At 69.5% G+C, this 14,762-nt stretch carries 16 protein-coding genes and 1 pseudogene; 9 read left to right on the top strand and 8 right to left on the bottom strand.

Going from position 1 to position 14,762, the window contains the following annotated elements:
* Positions 1-185: 185 nt before the first annotated feature.
* The 5 genes from aspS (at position 186) to ABNX41_RS19835 (ending at position 4,424) form a co-directional block, all read left to right on the top strand.
* Positions 186-1,964: an aspartate--tRNA ligase gene (gene aspS / locus ABNX41_RS19855; RefSeq protein WP_438671432.1), complete on the top strand. Its 1,779-nt coding sequence runs from the start codon at positions 186-188 to the stop codon at positions 1,962-1,964.
* 4 nt (positions 1,965-1,968) lie between these two features.
* On the top strand, positions 1,969-2,496 hold the full coding sequence (locus tag ABNX41_RS19850) for a thioredoxin family protein (RefSeq protein ID WP_438671431.1): 528 nt from the start codon (positions 1,969-1,971) through the stop codon (positions 2,494-2,496).
* Positions 2,497-2,597: 101 nt separating this feature from the next.
* Positions 2,598-3,368, top strand: a complete 771-nt coding sequence (locus tag ABNX41_RS19845) for a GNAT family N-acetyltransferase (RefSeq protein ID WP_438671430.1) — start codon at positions 2,598-2,600, stop codon at positions 3,366-3,368.
* A 373-nt stretch (positions 3,369-3,741) separates the two neighbouring features.
* The gene (mce, locus tag ABNX41_RS19840) at positions 3,742-4,146 is read left to right on the top strand and encodes a methylmalonyl-CoA epimerase (RefSeq protein ID WP_438671429.1); all 405 of its coding nucleotides are present in this window, start codon (positions 3,742-3,744) and stop codon (positions 4,144-4,146) included.
* Positions 4,143-4,424 carry a DUF1467 family protein gene (locus ABNX41_RS19835; protein WP_438671428.1) on the top strand — a complete coding sequence of 94 codons (282 nt, stop codon included), beginning with the start codon at positions 4,143-4,145 and terminating at the stop codon, positions 4,422-4,424. The genes mce and ABNX41_RS19835 overlap by 4 nt, the downstream gene beginning before the upstream one ends.
* 54 nt (positions 4,425-4,478) lie before the next feature.
* Here the strand turns inward: ABNX41_RS19835 and ABNX41_RS19830 are convergent, their stop codons facing one another.
* Positions 4,479-5,174, bottom strand: a complete 696-nt coding sequence (locus tag ABNX41_RS19830) for an EI24 domain-containing protein (protein WP_438671427.1) — start codon at positions 5,172-5,174, stop codon at positions 4,479-4,481.
* Positions 5,171-5,770 (bottom strand): nitroreductase family protein, encoded by a 600-nt coding sequence (locus ABNX41_RS19825; RefSeq protein ID WP_438671426.1) that lies wholly within the window; start codon positions 5,768-5,770, stop codon positions 5,171-5,173. The genes ABNX41_RS19830 and ABNX41_RS19825 overlap by 4 nt, the downstream gene beginning before the upstream one ends.
* Positions 5,771-6,620: 850 nt before the next feature.
* Here ABNX41_RS19825 and meaB point away from each other — a divergent pair.
* Together meaB and rpmB are read left to right on the top strand one after the other, a co-directional pair.
* Positions 6,621-7,649: a methylmalonyl Co-A mutase-associated GTPase MeaB gene (meaB, locus tag ABNX41_RS19820; protein ID WP_438671425.1), complete on the top strand. Its 1,029-nt coding sequence runs from the start codon at positions 6,621-6,623 to the stop codon at positions 7,647-7,649.
* Positions 7,650-7,857: 208 nt separating this feature from the next.
* Positions 7,858-8,145: a 50S ribosomal protein L28 gene (gene rpmB / locus ABNX41_RS19815; protein WP_438671424.1), complete on the top strand. Its 288-nt coding sequence runs from the start codon at positions 7,858-7,860 to the stop codon at positions 8,143-8,145.
* A 349-nt stretch (positions 8,146-8,494) separates the two neighbouring features.
* Here the strand turns inward: rpmB and ABNX41_RS19810 are convergent, their stop codons facing one another.
* Positions 8,495-9,250: an NAD-dependent deacylase gene (locus ABNX41_RS19810; RefSeq protein ID WP_438671423.1), complete on the bottom strand. Its 756-nt coding sequence runs from the start codon at positions 9,248-9,250 to the stop codon at positions 8,495-8,497.
* A 49-nt stretch (positions 9,251-9,299) separates the two neighbouring features.
* Between ABNX41_RS19810 and ABNX41_RS19805 the strand changes: the two genes are divergently transcribed.
* Positions 9,300-9,758 carry a low molecular weight protein-tyrosine-phosphatase gene (locus tag ABNX41_RS19805; RefSeq protein ID WP_438671422.1) on the top strand — a complete coding sequence of 153 codons (459 nt, stop codon included), beginning with the start codon at positions 9,300-9,302 and terminating at the stop codon, positions 9,756-9,758.
* 30 nt (positions 9,759-9,788) lie between these two features.
* On the opposite strand, the gene ABNX41_RS19800 is transcribed toward ABNX41_RS19805, so the two are convergent.
* Both ABNX41_RS19800 and ABNX41_RS19795 read right to left on the bottom strand, forming a co-directional pair.
* Positions 9,789-10,100, bottom strand: coding sequence for a hypothetical protein (locus ABNX41_RS19800; RefSeq protein ID WP_438671442.1), 312 nt, complete (start codon positions 10,098-10,100; stop codon positions 9,789-9,791).
* Positions 10,101-10,321: 221 nt separating this feature from the next.
* On the bottom strand, positions 10,322-11,464 hold the full coding sequence (locus ABNX41_RS19795) for a hypothetical protein (protein WP_438671421.1): 1,143 nt from the start codon (positions 11,462-11,464) through the stop codon (positions 10,322-10,324).
* A gap of 506 nt (positions 11,465-11,970) precedes the next feature.
* On the opposite strand from ABNX41_RS19795, the gene lepA reads away from it, so the two are divergent.
* Complete coding sequence (lepA, locus tag ABNX41_RS19790; protein ID WP_438671420.1) at positions 11,971-13,770, top strand: translation elongation factor 4; 1,800 nt, start codon at positions 11,971-11,973, stop codon at positions 13,768-13,770.
* Between the two features lie 150 nt (positions 13,771-13,920).
* Here lepA and ABNX41_RS19785 read toward each other — a convergent pair.
* From ABNX41_RS19785 to ABNX41_RS19775, 3 genes and pseudogenes are all read right to left on the bottom strand, one after another.
* Positions 13,921-14,103: pseudogene (locus ABNX41_RS19785) on the bottom strand (hydrogen peroxide-inducible genes activator); the annotation flags it as partial.
* 2 nt (positions 14,104-14,105) lie between these two features.
* On the bottom strand, positions 14,106-14,420 hold the full coding sequence (locus ABNX41_RS19780) for a LysR substrate-binding domain-containing protein (RefSeq protein ID WP_438671419.1): 315 nt from the start codon (positions 14,418-14,420) through the stop codon (positions 14,106-14,108).
* Positions 14,421-14,459: 39 nt separating this feature from the next.
* Complete coding sequence (locus ABNX41_RS19775) at positions 14,460-14,645, bottom strand: LysR family transcriptional regulator (protein WP_438671418.1); 186 nt, start codon at positions 14,643-14,645, stop codon at positions 14,460-14,462.
* Positions 14,646-14,762: the final 117 nt, after the last annotated feature.

Here is a 14,762-nt window from a genome sequence, read left to right as displayed (position 1 = left end):
GAAATGATTTTCGCGAAAGCCCCTTCATCTTGGCTTAAATATCCCCGCGCGGAGCGCTTCCCCGGCAGACCCGGGGCGCGCGGGACGGAATTGGTGGGGCGGGCTTGACTTCGGGCGGGCGGGGCCGTTTATCGGCGCCGTTGGAATTCGCGCCTTTCGGCTGCGCCTTGGGGAAGGGAACGATCATGCACGCCTATCGCAGCCATACCTGTGCGGGGCTTGGCGCCCAAGATGTGGGCGCGAATGTGCGGCTTTCGGGCTGGGTCCATCGGGTGCGCGACCATGGCGGCGTGTTGTTCATCGACCTGCGCGACCATTACGGCATCACCCAGGTTCTGGCCGACAGCGACAGCCCGGCCTTCGCCGCGATGGAGAAGGTGCGCTCGGAATGGGTGATCCGCATCGACGGGCGTGTCAAGGCGCGCGACGCGGCGCTGGTCAACACCAAGATCCCCACCGGCGAGATCGAGGTCTATGTCACCGACCTCGAGGTGCTGGGCTCGGCCGAGGAACTGCCGCTGCCGGTCTTCGGCGAGACGGAATATCCCGAGGAGACCCGGCTGACCTACCGTTTCCTCGACCTGCGGCGCGAGACCATGCACCGCAACATGATCCTGCGCTCGAATGTCGTGCGCTGGCTCAGGAATGCGATGTGGGACCAGGGGTTCAACGAATTCCAGACCCCGATCATCACCGCCTCCTCGCCCGAGGGCGCGCGCGACTTCCTGGTGCCCTCGCGCCTGCATCCGGGCAAGTTCTACGCACTGCCGCAGGCGCCGCAGCAGTTCAAGCAGTTGATCCAGGTGGCCGGTTTTGACCGCTACTTCCAGATCGCGCCGTGTTTCCGCGACGAGGATCCGCGCGCCGACCGCTCGCCCACCGATTTCTACCAGCTCGACCTGGAGATGTCCTTCGTCACGCAGGAGGATGTCTTCGCCGCCGTCCAGCCGGTCCTGCAGGGATTGTTCGAGGAATTCGGCAAGGGCCGCAAGGTCGATGCCGACTGGCCGCGCATCGCCTATGCCGATGCGCTGAAATGGTATGGTTCGGACAAGCCCGACCTGCGCAACCCGATCCGCATGGTGGATGTGTCGGAGCATTTCCGGGGTTCGGGTTTCGCGATCTTCGCCAGCCTGCTGGAGAACGAGGGCACCGAGATCCGCGCCATTCCCGCGCCCACCGGCGGCTCGCGCAAATTCGCCGACCGGATGAACGCCTTCGCGCAGAAAGAGGGCCTGCCAGGCATGGGCTATATCTTCTGGCGCAAGGCGGAAGACGGCGCGACCGAGGCGGCGGGCCCGATCGCCAAGGCGCTTGGCTCCGAGCGGACCGAGGCCATCCGGCTGGCGCTGGCGCTGGACGTGGGTGACGCGGCCTTCTTCCTGGGCGGCAGGCCCGAGGTGTTCGAGCCGGTCGCGGGCCGGGCGCGCAACGAGATCGGGCGCGAGCTGGGCCTGACCGAGACCGACACCTTCCGCTTCGCCTGGATCGTCGATTTCCCGATGTATGAGAAGACCGACGAGGGCGGGATCGACTTCTCGCACAACCCGTTCTCGATGCCGCAGGGCGGGATGGCGGCGCTTTCGGGCGATCCGCTGCAGGTTCTGGGCTATCAATACGACCTTGCCTGCAACGGCTATGAGGTGATTTCGGGTGCGATCCGCAACCACAAGCCCGAGATCATGTATCGCGCCTTCGAACTGGCGGGCTATCCGGCCTCGGAAGTGGACAAGCGCTTCGGCGGCATGGTAAAGGCGTTCAAATACGGCGCGCCGCCGCATGGGGGCTGCGCGGCCGGGATCGACCGGCTGGTGATGCTGCTGGCCGATACCACCAATATCCGCGAGGTCATCATGTTCCCGATGAACCAGCGCGCCGAGGATCTTCTGATGGGCGCGCCCTCGGAGCCCCTGAACGAGCAACTGCGCGAGCTGCGGCTGCGGGTGCTTCCCAAAGAGGCCTGATCCGATGCAAAGACGCCGCTTCCTGTCCTCGCTTCCGGCTCTTGCGCTGATGGCGGGAGGGGCGGCGGCGCAAAGCGGGGCCGAGGCGCGCGGGCCTGCGCAAGGCGGCGGCGCCCCCGAAGAGGTGCTGGGCAAGGGGTTCAGCCCCGAGGTCTTCGGCTGGCTCGGCCTTGACGAGGGGCTGGCGCTTGCGCGCGAGACGGGAAAGCCCGTGTTCCTGCTGGTCAAGACCGACTGGTGCCCGCATTGCCGCAACTACCGCGCGGCCTTCGCCGATCCGCGCAATGCCGCCTTTGCCGGGGATTACGTCTTCGTCATGCTCGACCGCGACCACGAGGGGGATCTGAGCGCCCGGCTCGCGCCCGATGGCGATTATATCCCGCGCACGATGATCCTGACCGGGCGGGGGGTGAACCGCCCCGATCTTGCGCCGCGCTGGTTCTTCCCGCGCTATTTCGTGCAGGATCCCTATGCCGACAATCTGCAGGACTATTTCCTCTGGCTGGACGAGAAGCGCCGCGCGGCGGGCTGAGCGCCGTGCAGGGGGGCTGGGTGCCGGGCCGGGGTCCGGCCCTTGCGCCCGGCAGGGGCGCGGCCTAGCCTTGGCGCGAAGAGCTGAGCATGAGGGATCCCATGCGTGAGGAGACGCGTCCGGGCGCGCCTGGACCGGGCGGGCGCGAGAGTGGCGAGCGCGATCTGGCCGAGCCGCTGCCGCGCTGGACCCCGCCGCCGCATCCGGCGGATGGTTTCGGGCCGGGGCTGGAGGGCGAGGCGGTGCGGCTGGAGCCGCTTGCCGCCGATCTGCATGCCGCCGATCTGTTCCGCGCCTTTTCCGGCCAGGACGGGCTTTGGGATCACCTGCCCTATGGGCCCTTCGTCTCGGCCGGGGCCTATCACCGCTGGGCCAAGGAGCGCGAGGGCGGCCGCGATCCGCTGTTCGTGGTGCTGCGCGCGCGCGAGAGCGGTCATTGCGGCGGGGTGGCGAGCTGGCTGCGGGCGGATCCCGGTGCGGGCTCGGTCGAGGTCGGCCATATCTGCATCGCGCCCGAACTGCAGCGCAGCCGCGCCGCGACCGAGGCGATGTGGCTGATGATGGACTGGGCCTTCCGGGCCGGATACCGGCGCTATGAATGGAAATGCGATGCGCTGAACCTGCCCTCGCGCCGCGCGGCGCAGAGGCTGGGCTTCAGTTTCGAGGGCGTCTTCCGCCAGCATCTGGTGGTGAAGGGCCGCAATCGCGACACCGCCTGGTTTTCGGTGATCGACAAGGAATGGCCCGCGCTGTCCGAGGCCTATCGCGCCTGGTTCGCGCCCAGCAATTTTGATGCGGCGGGCGCGCAGCGCGAGCGGCTTTCGGATCTGACGCGGCTGGTGCGCGGGGGGACGGATCCGGGGCTGGGGTGAGCGGGGCGGTTGCGTCGGGGAGCGAGGGCTTTGGCGGAGGTTTTGGACGAGGGCTTTGGACTGGGGCTTTGGACGGGGTCTCTGGGAAGGGCCCCGGAAGACCGCCTCCCACCCGCCCGCCCCGGCGGTTTTCCTGGGACCGGAGGCCGTGGGCGCTTTGTGCGGCGCAGGGGCAAGGCCGGGCCCCGGGTCGGCTGGCAGGGGCGCGGACTGGGGTGCGGATTGGGGCCGGAGCCGGGAACGGGGCGCGCGAGGGCCTTCGCGATCCCGTGTCGTCGCCGCCGGGGGCCTTGCCGCGCGCGCCCTGGCCCGGCATAACCCTTCGGGCCGGGCGCCTGCCCGAAAGCCGCCCGGAGCAATGCGAGGAAGCCCCATGATCGGACGTCTCAACCATGTCGCCATCGCCGTCCCCGACCTGGAGGCGGCCTCGGCGCTTTACCGCGACACCCTGGGCGCGCGGGTGGGCCAGCCGCAGGACGAGCCCGATCACGGCGTGACGGTGGTCTTCATCGAACTGCCCAACACCAAGATCGAACTGCTCTACCCCTTGGGCGAAGACAGCCCGATCAAGGGCTTTCTGGACAAGAACCCGGCGGGCGGCATCCATCACATCTGCTACGAGGTCGAGGATATCCTGGCCGCGCGCGACCGGCTCAAGGCCTCGGGCGCGCGGGTCCTGGGCTCGGGCGAGCCGAAGATCGGCGCCCATGGCAAGCCGGTCCTGTTCCTGCATCCGAAGGATTTCAACGGCACCCTGGTCGAGTTGGAACAGGTATGAACCTGACCGGCGCCATCGTTCTTTTCGCGGTCATCTGGTTCCTGACCTTCTATATCGTGCTGATGCTGCGCACCCGCACCCAGGCCGAGGAGGGCGCGGTGGTGCCCGGCACCCCCCCCGGCGCGCCCGCGCATGAGGATGTGGGCAAGAGCGCTCGGATCGCCTCGGTCTGGGCGGCGCTGATCTGGGCCTTGATCGCGGGGGTGATCCTGTCGGGCAGCGTCTCGATCCGCGACATCGACGTGATGGGGATCCTGGGCCCCGAGGACGAGGAATAGGGCCCAGGCCCCTCCGCATAGGCCCCGTTTCCCTGACGTGGCGGCCCCCGGGGATCAATCCTCGTCCGCTCGCAGGCGGTGGTAGAGATGGGTGAAGGTCGCCGTGCCCAGAACCGGGATCAGCAGGTTGACCAGCGGTATCGTCAGCGGAAGCGCCATCAGCACCCCCGCGCCCCAGATCTTCGAGCCATGCCTGCGCCGCATCGCGACCGTCTCGTCCGGGCCCAGCCTGCGCGAGGCGGCGGCGGTGAAATATTCACGCCCCAGCAGATACCCGTTTGCAAGGTAATAAAGCGGCACGCCGAAAAAACCGGAGAAGGGCAGCGTCACCAGCAGGATCAGGTTCAGCCCCAGGATCAGCCCGATCAGGTTGATTGTGGATTTCAGCCCCGCCGCGACGCCGCGCGGCGCCACCCGGGGCAGCCAGGCGTAATGGCGCGCCTCGACCGCATCGGCGACGTCGTCGGTGAAAAGCCCGGCGAAGGCGGCGGCCACCGGCACCATCAGAAAGGCCGAAAGCACCAGCATCGCCGCCAGAGAGGCCCAGCCGATCACCTGGTGCAGGCCGGTGACCGGGCCGATCAGGAAGATCTCGATCTCGTCCGGCGCCAGCCCGCTCATCAGCGCCAGGAAACCGGCATAGATCGCGACCAGCAGCGCGAAGGCCAGCATCAGCCCCAGCCCCACCACGCGCAGGAAGCGCCAGTCGCCAAGCTGGCCGAGCGCGGCCGCGAAGGAGGCGAGGATCACCGCAGCCCCCATTGCACCACCCGCGCCGGATCGGGCCGGGGGCGGTCGGGCAGGGCATTTCCGGGGGTGGCGATATGGACGATCCCGGCGACGCGCTCAGCGGGGGTGCAGCCGAAGGCGCGGGCGCGGAAGATCTCGTCATGCGAGGGCCAGCCCGAGAGCCAGTTCGCCCCCCATCCGGCGGCCGTGGCGGCGGTGAGAAGGTTCATGCACAAGGCCCCGGCCGAGAGGAACTGCTCCGCCTCGGGGGTCTTGGTCGAAGCCTTGGGCGAGAAGATCACCGCCACTGCGAGGCGCGCGCGCTCGAACTGGCCGCGGCCCTTCTCGGCGGTTTCGGGATCGGCGCCAATCTCGTCGGCGCGGGCCTGGGCCAGATCGGCGAGAAGGGCGAAATCGGGCCGGGCCAGCACGATCAGGCGCCAGGGCTCCAGCTTGCCGTGATCGGGGGTGCGCAGGGCGATGGCGAGGATCCGCTCCAGCTCGGCACGGCCGGGGGTGGGATCGGTGAAAAGCTTGGCGGCCTGCGACTGGCGGCGCGCGAGGAAGGCGAGCGTCGCGGGATCGGCGGGAAGGTGGGGCGAATCGGGCGCGGACATCGAGGGGCTTCCTGAAGGGCGGGACGGGATCGTGCGGCAGGCTAAGCGCCCCGGCGGCGGCTTTCCAGTGCGGATCGTTGCGGCCTTGGGTCGAGCGGGGCCGGGGCGGAGCAGCCTTCGCGGATGATCCGGCCCGCGCGGGCGAAGCGGCAGGCGGCAGTTGCCTTCGATCGGTGCGGGAGGTTGTGCGGCAGGATGGCGTGGGGCAGCCGGGCGGGTGGGTTCGGCGGGTGGATCTTGGCCGGAAGGGGGGGGCCAAAGGATGGGGAACGGGCTCGAATCCTGATCAGGGGCCCGATCCTGGCCCCTGATCTGAGAATCTCTTGCCGAGGATCCGGTCCCGAGGCGCGGACCAAAGGACCCGGTGTGAGCGGATCCGGCCGCAAGACCTGAATCCGAGGCTCCGGCACGGGCGGAAAGGGCAATGCCGCAGGCGGCGGGGGCGGAGGCGGCGTTTCTGGAGCGGGCGCGGGTGGAACCGGCGCGGGCGACATGTGCCGGGGGGCCGCCGTGCGATATGGCGCGGAGCGCAGGGCGCAAGGCTGGCGCTGCCCCCCCCGCTTTGGCTAGAAGGGGGGGAGGGAGCATATCTTGCCGGACGACGCGATGGCGTGGCCGCGACCCTGGACAGTAACGGGTTCGGCAGGCCGGAAAGGGCCGGTCCGGGCGCGGCAGGCCTGGTCCGGGCAGGTCGGGGTCGGCCGGATCGGGGCGGGCCGGAGCGAGGAAGGCCGGATCGAGGAAGGTCCGGGCACGGCAGGTCGAAGCACGGCCGGTCAAGGTTCGGCTGGTCAAGGTTTGGCAGGTCGAGGTTCGGCGGGTCGGGACGGGCGCAGACGGAAGGGACGCGATGGATATCGAGGCGATGGCGGCGGAAATCCGGGCGGGTGGGCGGCGGGCCTTGGCGCGCGCCATCACGCTTGTCGAAAGTGCCCGGGCGGATCACCGGGCGCAGGCGCTCGCGCTGCTCTCGGCGCTCGGCCCGGGGCGGCAGGCGCTGCGGCTGGGGCTTTCGGGCACGCCGGGCGTCGGCAAATCCACCTTCATCGAGGCCTTCGGCTCGATCCTGACCGCCGAGGGGCGGCGCGTGGCGGTGCTGGCGGTCGATCCGTCCTCGGCGCGCTCGGGCGGCTCAATCCTGGGGGACAAGACGCGGATGGAGCGGCTGTCGCGCGACCCGCTTGCCTTCATCCGGCCCTCGCCCAGCCGGACGCATATGGGGGGCGTGGCGCGCCGCACCCGCGAGGCGGTGGCGCTGTGCGAGGCGGCGGGATTCGACCTCGTGCTGATCGAGACGGTGGGGGTCGGGCAATCCGAGACCATGGTCTCGGAGATGTGCGACCTGTTCATCCTGCTGATGGCGCCCGCGGGCGGCGACGAATTGCAGGGCGTCAAGCGCGGCATCATGGAAATGGCCGACATGATCCTTGTGAACAAGGCCGACGGCGATCTGGCCCCGGCGGCGAACCGCACGGTCGCCGATTATGCGGGGGCCTTGCGGCTGTTGCGCAAGCGCCCGCAGGACCCCGAGGGCTTTCCCAAGGCGATGCCGGTCTCGGCGCAGAGCGGGGCGGGGCTGGCGGCGGCGCTGGCCGACATGCGCCGCCTTGCCGAATGGCGGCGGGCGAACGGCCATTGGCAGGCGCGCCGCGCGGCGCAGGCGGCGCATTGGTTCGAGGCCGAGGTGCGGCAGGGCCTGCTTTCGGTGCTGGAGCGCGAGCCCGCGCGGGGGCTGATGGCGGCGCTGGCCGCCGAGGTCGCGGGCGGGCTGCGTTCGCCCGAGGCGGCGGCGACCGAGATGCTCGCCCTGCTCGGGCGGCCGGTTGCGGGGATGGCTCCGGGATCGGTTCCGGGGCAGGTCGCGGCGGCGGGGGGCTGAGCGGCCCGGCGCGTTCCGGGCGCGTCCCGGGTGCGCGAACCGCTTGACGTCGGGCCGCTTTCGCCTTACACGCCCGCAATCGAATTCGGACGGCGGGCAGGATCCTTGCGATTCCCCGGACCCGGCCCGTTGCAAGGACACAGGGCTTCAGGCCGCTTCCCAAGGCTTTGGGTGGGCTTCAGGCCGTCGAAGGACAAAGGATACCGCTATGTCGCGCGTTTGCGAACTGACGGGCAAGGGCCCGACCACCGGCAACAAGGTCAGCCATGCCAACAACAAGACCCGCCGCCGCTTCCTGCCCAACCTCAACGAGGTGACGCTGGGGTCGGACGCGCTTGGCCGCGCCTTCACGCTGCGGATCTCGGCGGCGGCGCTGCGCTCGGTCGATCACCGTGGCGGGCTGGACGCCTTCCTGGCCAAGGCCAAGGACGACGAGCTGTCGGCCAATGCGCTGAAGATCAAGCGCGAAATCGCCAAGGCGCAACCGGCCGCCTGATCGGCCGCCCGCTTCGCCTGCGCCCCTTTCGGGGCGGATGGCGCGCGATGGAACAGAAAGACCCGCAAGGCGCATCGCCCTGCGGGTCTTTGTCGTTTCCTCCGGGCGATCTGGTCCTCCGGGCGATCTGGCGCGAGCCATTCTGTCGCCCACCCGCCGCCCTGTATTCGCTGCCCTGCATTCGCGGTTGGCGTGCCGCGTGCCCATCATCCCGACCGCAGTCAACCCGGCCCGCGCAGTCCGTGCGCGCCGGGGGGCTTGCCGCCCGCCCGGCCGTGACGCATGTCGCGCAGCCCGCGCGCGCCGGGCATTCCGCCCGGACTGTCGATCCGGTCCACCCTTCTTCCGGTCACCCCGGCGGGTGGGACAGGGCGGCCAGCAGGCCCTCGACCCATTCCGGCACCTTCCGGCTGGCCGGGCCGATCAGCACCGCGTCGAAATCCTCGGCCACGGCCGAGGCCTCGGCGTTGATCTCAAGGCACCAGGCCCCGGCCCGGCCCGCATCCTGCGCGAAGGCCGCCGCCGGATAGACCGTGCCCGAGGTGCCGATCGAGACGAAAAGGTCGGCCTGGCGCAGGGCGAACCAGATTTCGTCCATGTGATAGGGGATCTCGCCGAACCAGACGATGTCGGGCCGGGTCGCGGCGGCGGCGCAGGCAGGGCAGGGGTCCGCGGGCGCCATGCGGGCGGGGGCGGGCCAGCGGTGCCCGCAGGCGGCGCAGAGCGCGCCTTCCAGCCTGCCGTGCATGTGGATCAGGCCGGAGGGCCCGTCGCCGCCGGGCGGCGCGGGCTCGGTGCGCTCGTGCAGGTCGTCGACGTTCTGGGTCACGATCAGCACGTCGCCCGGCCAGTCGCGCCGCAGCCGCGCCAGCGCCTCATGCGCGGGATTGGGGCGGGCTTCGCGGGAATTGGCGCGGCGGGCGTTGTAGAATTCATGCACCAGCGCGGGATTGCGGGCAAAGCCCTCGGGCGTGGCGACCTCGGCCAGGTCGTAGCGGGTCCAGAGCCCGTCCTTGTCGCGAAACGTCCCCAGCCCGCTTTCGGCCGAGATCCCGGCCCCGGTCAGGATTACGATGAATTCGCCGCCTGTCAGCTTCGGTCCCATCGCTTTCACCCCTTGCACCTTGGCCCTTCGCCGCGCGACATTGCCTAGTATGCAACGTATCCTCTTTGTCTGCCTGGGCAATATCTGCCGCTCTCCCACCGCCGAGGCGGTGTTTCGCCGCATGGCGCAGGAGGCCGGGCTGTCCGTCGGCGCGGACAGCGCCGGGACCGGCGACTGGCACCGGGGCGAGGCGCCGCATCCCCCGGCCGTGCGCGCGGCGAAGGCGCGGGGATACGACCTTTCCGCATTGCGCGCGCGTCAGGTGCGGGTCGAGGATTTCGCGGTCTCCGACCTGATCCTGGCCATGGACCGCCGCAACCTGGCCGATCTGGAGGCGATGGCACCCGCAGGGGCACTGGCGCGGCTTGGCCTGTTCATGGATCTTGCGCCCGAACTGGCGTTGCGCGACGTGCCCGATCCCTGGTTCACCGGCGAATTCGACCGCACGCTCGACCTGATCGAGGCGGGATGCCGGGGGCTGGTCGCCCGGCTGCGGGGGGTCGCCTGAGGTGCGGGCTATCGGGCGCGGAGTGCCGGATCAGCCCGCGCAATAGGCCTCGGCCATGTCGGTGAACTGGCGGTAGCGTTTCCAGAAGGCGTCGTCGTTGGTCTTCTTGGAGAAGCGCACGGTATGCGCCAGATCCGGGTCCGAGAAGAACTTCGCCGCGCGGCGCTGGTCGCTGCCGTTCAGCGTCAGGTCGGCGGCCTGCTGGATGCAACCGCACAGGGCGCGCGTCGCCGCCGAACGGTCGGAGCGGTTGCAGGCCTTTTCGATCGGGCCTGCGGAAACCATGGAACCTGTGGAAACAAGCACTGCCGCGGCAAGCGCCGCCAGAACGGGTCTCTTGATCATATCTGCCTCATGGTGCCGATAGAGCGGTCTGCGCGGCGGTCGGCGGCGCATCCCTCTGCGGTCGTTTTTCTGCCAGCGATTGTGACGGAAATCGCCTGTTCTTTCAATCCGGGCCGTGCCGTCGGCGGGGATCCGCCGCCCGTGCGGGCGGGGCACAATCTGTTGGGAACCCCCGGCCCCGGGTCGCAAGATCGGCGGTGGGGCCGGGGCGCGGGCGCCTATGGCAGCAGGCGCCAGAGCGGGAGCTGCCAATGCGGCGCGGGGGTGACGTAGATGTCGATGGCGGTGGTGATTCGGTTTCGGTCGATGGCGCCGCAGCCCGGCAGGCAAGCGGTGTCGAGCCCCCAGAGCGCGAAGGCGCGGGCGATGGCGGGGGCGATCAGCGCGGTTTCGGGCGCGGGCCGGTCGGTGGCGCCGATCCGGGAGAGCAGGGTCTCCACCTCGGCCTCGGGCAGTTGCAGGCTGATTTCCGCGGAATGCCAGGACAGGTCGGGCAGGGTGCGGCTGCCGTTTTCGTCATGCAGCCTGTCGTCGTCCTTCAGCACCCAGAACGGGTTGGGGCCGGTGGCGTGGATCCCTTCGATCCGTGCCGAGCTGCCCTCGATCCAGCCGCGCGCCAGGGTTTCGAGTTCGGCCTGCGCCTCTTGGTCGGGGGGGGCGTCGAAGCGCGGCGGGCTGGCCGAGATCACCGTGGGCAGCGTCACTAGGATCCCGCGCATGCCGTCGTCGCCGGGATCGGGCGTGCCGCCGCCGGGTTTCGCGAACCAGGTGAGCGGGTCTTCGGCGGCGCGGGCATGCGCGGCCAGATAGGCGTCATGGGTGTCATACCAGCCGGTGACCTGCTCGACCGGCTCTCCGGGCGGGGGGGCGGCGGAAAGCGCGCCAAGCCCCCAGAGGCTGCGGTCGTCCTTGCCGCGCCAGCCGATGCAATCGACCGAAAGGCAGGTGAAGTCGCGTACCGCCGCACCGTCTTCCAGCAGCGTGCCGATGCGCTGGACCGGGGGCATTCCCATCAGCGTGAGCGTGGCCTGGCCGATCATGCTGCCGACCGAGGTCTGGTCCATATACCAAAGGTCCGGGGCAAGGCGGGCGAGCACTTCGGGGTCGCGGATCAGGCGGGGGCCGCTGCCGGTCACGAAATCCTCCAGCACCAGCGCGACCCGCCCCGAGGCCGGATCGCGCCCGTCGAGCATCTCGACCCGGGCCGGTCCCTGCGCGCCGGGAAGGCCGGAGAACAGCCCCTGGACCGCGTTGCGCACCTGCCACCAGCCGAAGACCCCCAGGCCGAGGACCAGAGCTAGGATCAGTCCGAAGGTGCCGACCCGGGTCAGCGGCCAGCGCCAGCGCGGCTTTTCCTGCATGCGAGCCTCCTGCGGGGCAATCTGGGGGCAATCTGGGGTGGCCAGTCTAGCCGCCGCATGCGGGGGGTTCCAGTGGGGGAACCCGGGGGGACGGCGTTCGTGGTCGGACTGCGTCGTGTCGAGGGATGGTGGTCGCGATGCCGGGGGCTCGCGCGCCCATCGGAGCGTCGCGGCAACTCGGCCGGGCCGTGCGCGTCAAGGGGGCGGTCGGCCCTGTCGCCGAGCGTGCGAGGCAAGTGCAGAAGGGTTGCGAGTAGAAGGAAGGCGAAGGCCCTGTCGCCGAGTGTGAGGGGCCAGGTGGCGCGGGACGGCGAAATGCCAGGCGGGCGGGCCCGAGAGAGGGCGGGGGGCGAGGGCGGGGCCCCACCACCACCTTTCCTGCCGCCGCCGTTCCGGCCGGTGCCGGGGCGCATGGCGCGCGGAAACCCGGGCCCGGGCGGCGGCGGCGAACCCGCCCGCTCGCGCCCCCTTCCCGGGGGCCGTTTCCCTCTGTATATGCGCGGATCATGACCCAGCTCGATCTCATCCGCAATTTCTCCATCGTCGCCCATATCGACCACGGCAAGTCCACGCTTGCCGACCGGCTGATCCAGATGACGGGAACCGTCGCCGAGCGGGACATGAAGTCCCAGCTTCTCGATTCCATGGATATCGAGCGCGAGCGCGGCATCACCATCAAGGCCAATACCGTGCGGATCGACTATCCGGCGAAGGACGGCAAGACCTATGTGCTGAACCTGATCGACACCCCCGGCCACGTCGATTTCGCCTATGAGGTCAGCCGGTCGATGCGCGCGGTCGAGGGCTCGCTTCTGGTGGTCGACGCCTCCCAGGGGGTCGAGGCGCAGACGCTGGCCAATGTCTATCAGGCGCTGGACGCGGGCCATGAGATCGTGCCGGTCCTGAACAAGATCGACCTGCCCGCCGCCGATCCCGAGCGGGTGAAGGAGAACATCGAGGATGTGATCGGGCTCGACGCCTCGGATGCGGTGCCGATCTCGGCCAAGACCGGGCTTGGCATCCCCGAGGTGCTGGAGGCCATCGTCACCCGCCTGCCGCCGCCCAAGGGCGAGCGCGACGCCCCCCTGAAGGCGATGCTGGTCGATTCGTGGTATGACGCCTATCTGGGCGTCGTCGTGATGATCCGGGTCATGGATGGCGTGGTGAAGAAGGGCGACCGGGTGCGGATGATCGCGACCAATGCGGTCTATGGCATCGACAAGCTTGCCGTGCTGAAGCCGCAGATGGTGGACATCGCCGAACTGGGCCCGGGCGAGATCGGCATCTTCACCGCCAGTATCAAGCAGGTGCGCGACACCCGCGTCGGCGACACCATCACCCATGAGCGCAAGCCCTGCGACACGCCGCTTCCCGGCTTCAAGCCCGCGCAGCCGGTGGTGTTCTGCGGCCTCTTTCCGGTCGATGCCGCCGATTTCGAGGATCTGCGCAGCGCGATCGAGAAGCTGGCGCTGAACGACGCCTCGTTCAGCTACGAGATGGAGACCTCGGCCGCGCTCGGCTTCGGCTTCCGCATGGGCTTTCTGGGCCTTCTGCATCTTGAGGTGGTGCGCGACCGGCTGGAGCGGGAATACGACCTCGACCTGATCACCACCGCGCCCTCGGTGGTCTTCAAGCTGCATATGAAGGACGGCGAAGAGCGCGACCTGCACAACCCCGCCGACATGCCCGACCTGACCTATGTCGACCATATCGAAGAGCCGCGCATCAAGGCCACGATCATGGTCCCCGACGAATATCTGGGCGATATCCTCAAGCTGTGCCAGGACCGGCGCGGCATCCAGTTGAACCTGACCTATGCCGGTGCCCGCGCCATGGTCGAATACGACCTGCCGCTGGCCGAGGTGGTGTTCGATTTCTACGACCGGCTGAAATCGGTGACCAAGGGCTATGCCAGCTTCGACTATCAACTGACCGAGTATCGCGAAGACAATATGGTCAAGATGTCGATCCTGGTGAACGACGAGCCGGTGGACGCGCTGGCGATCATGGTCCACCGCGACCGGGCCGAGGCGCGCGGGCGGGTCATGGTGGAAAAGCTCAAGGAGCTGATCCCGCGCCACATGTTCAAGATCCCGATCCAGGCCTCGATCGGCGGGCGGGTCATCGCGCGCGAGACCTTGTCGGCGATGCGCAAGGACGTGACGGCGAAGTGCTATGGCGGCGACGCCACCCGCAAGCGCAAGCTTTTGGAAAAGCAGAAGGAAGGCAAGAAGAAGATGCGGCAGTTCGGCAAGGTCGAAATCCCGCAGACCGCCTTCATCAATGCGCTGAAGATGGACAGTTGACAGCTTGGCGGGCCGTGGCCGATCCGTCCGCCCAGGGGGCGAGGCTGTCGCGGATGCACCGGCCAGTTGGTGGTGGAACGCCTCGCGCGTGGGGTGCCTGCGCCAGGCCAGAGTGAGGTCGCGCGCGGGCCCCAGCGGGCGGGCGACCACAAGCTGCTCGCGCATCACCTCGGAGCGGAGGTAACGCGCGGGAAGGAGCGAGGTCCCCGTCCCCGCCGCCACCATCTGGCGCAGCGTGTCCAGCGTGGTGCCCACGTAATCGCTGGCATGGATGGCGCCGACGCGACGGCAAAGCCGGGCGGTCTCGGCCGTCAGGCGGTCACCCTTGCCCATGGTCAGGATGGTCTCGCGCCCCGCAGATCCTCGGGCGCGACGCGGGCCTGCCGGGCCAGCCGATGGTCGTGCGGCACCGCCACCATCAGCGATTCGCGCAGGAGCGGCGCGAAGGCGAAGCCCAGGCGGGGCGGCGGCTCGGGCAGAAGCAGCACGTCGTGCACCCGGTCGCCAAGCTGCGACAGCAGCCGGTCGCGCAGGTCCTCGCACAGATGGACCCGCATTTCGGGCCAGCCCCGCCGCATCGCGGGCATGGCGAGCGACAGCGCATAGGCCCCCACCGCCTGCACCACGCCGATGCGCGGGTTGCCCCGCATCGCGCCGGGATCGTCCTGCCTGGCGATTTCGTGGATATCCTAGATCTCGATCAGGATGGCGCGGGCGCGGCGCGCGATCTCGGCCCCGTTGGGGGGGATGCGGACATGGGCGCGGCTGCGCTCGACCAGGGGCGCGCCGAGCCGGTCCTCCAGCGCCTTGATCTGCATCGACAATGTCGGTTGCGAGAGGCTTTGTCGCGCTATCCCTCTGGCTGGCGGAATCATGTTTTTGGGTCAGGGGTTTGGGATAGGCATATGAGCAAGGCCGTCCCCCTTTTCCGCACGACGAACTGGTCCAGCTACGGCCAGGCTCTGAAGCGCCGCGGCTTGCTGCTGGTATGG

Source organism: Pseudogemmobacter sonorensis (assembly GCF_042762395.1).
In the GTDB taxonomy this organism is placed as follows: domain Bacteria; phylum Pseudomonadota; class Alphaproteobacteria; order Rhodobacterales; family Rhodobacteraceae; genus Pseudogemmobacter; species Pseudogemmobacter sonorensis.
The sequence above is the reverse complement of the archived record's forward strand: the minus strand, read 5'-3'. Positions and strand labels throughout refer to the sequence as shown.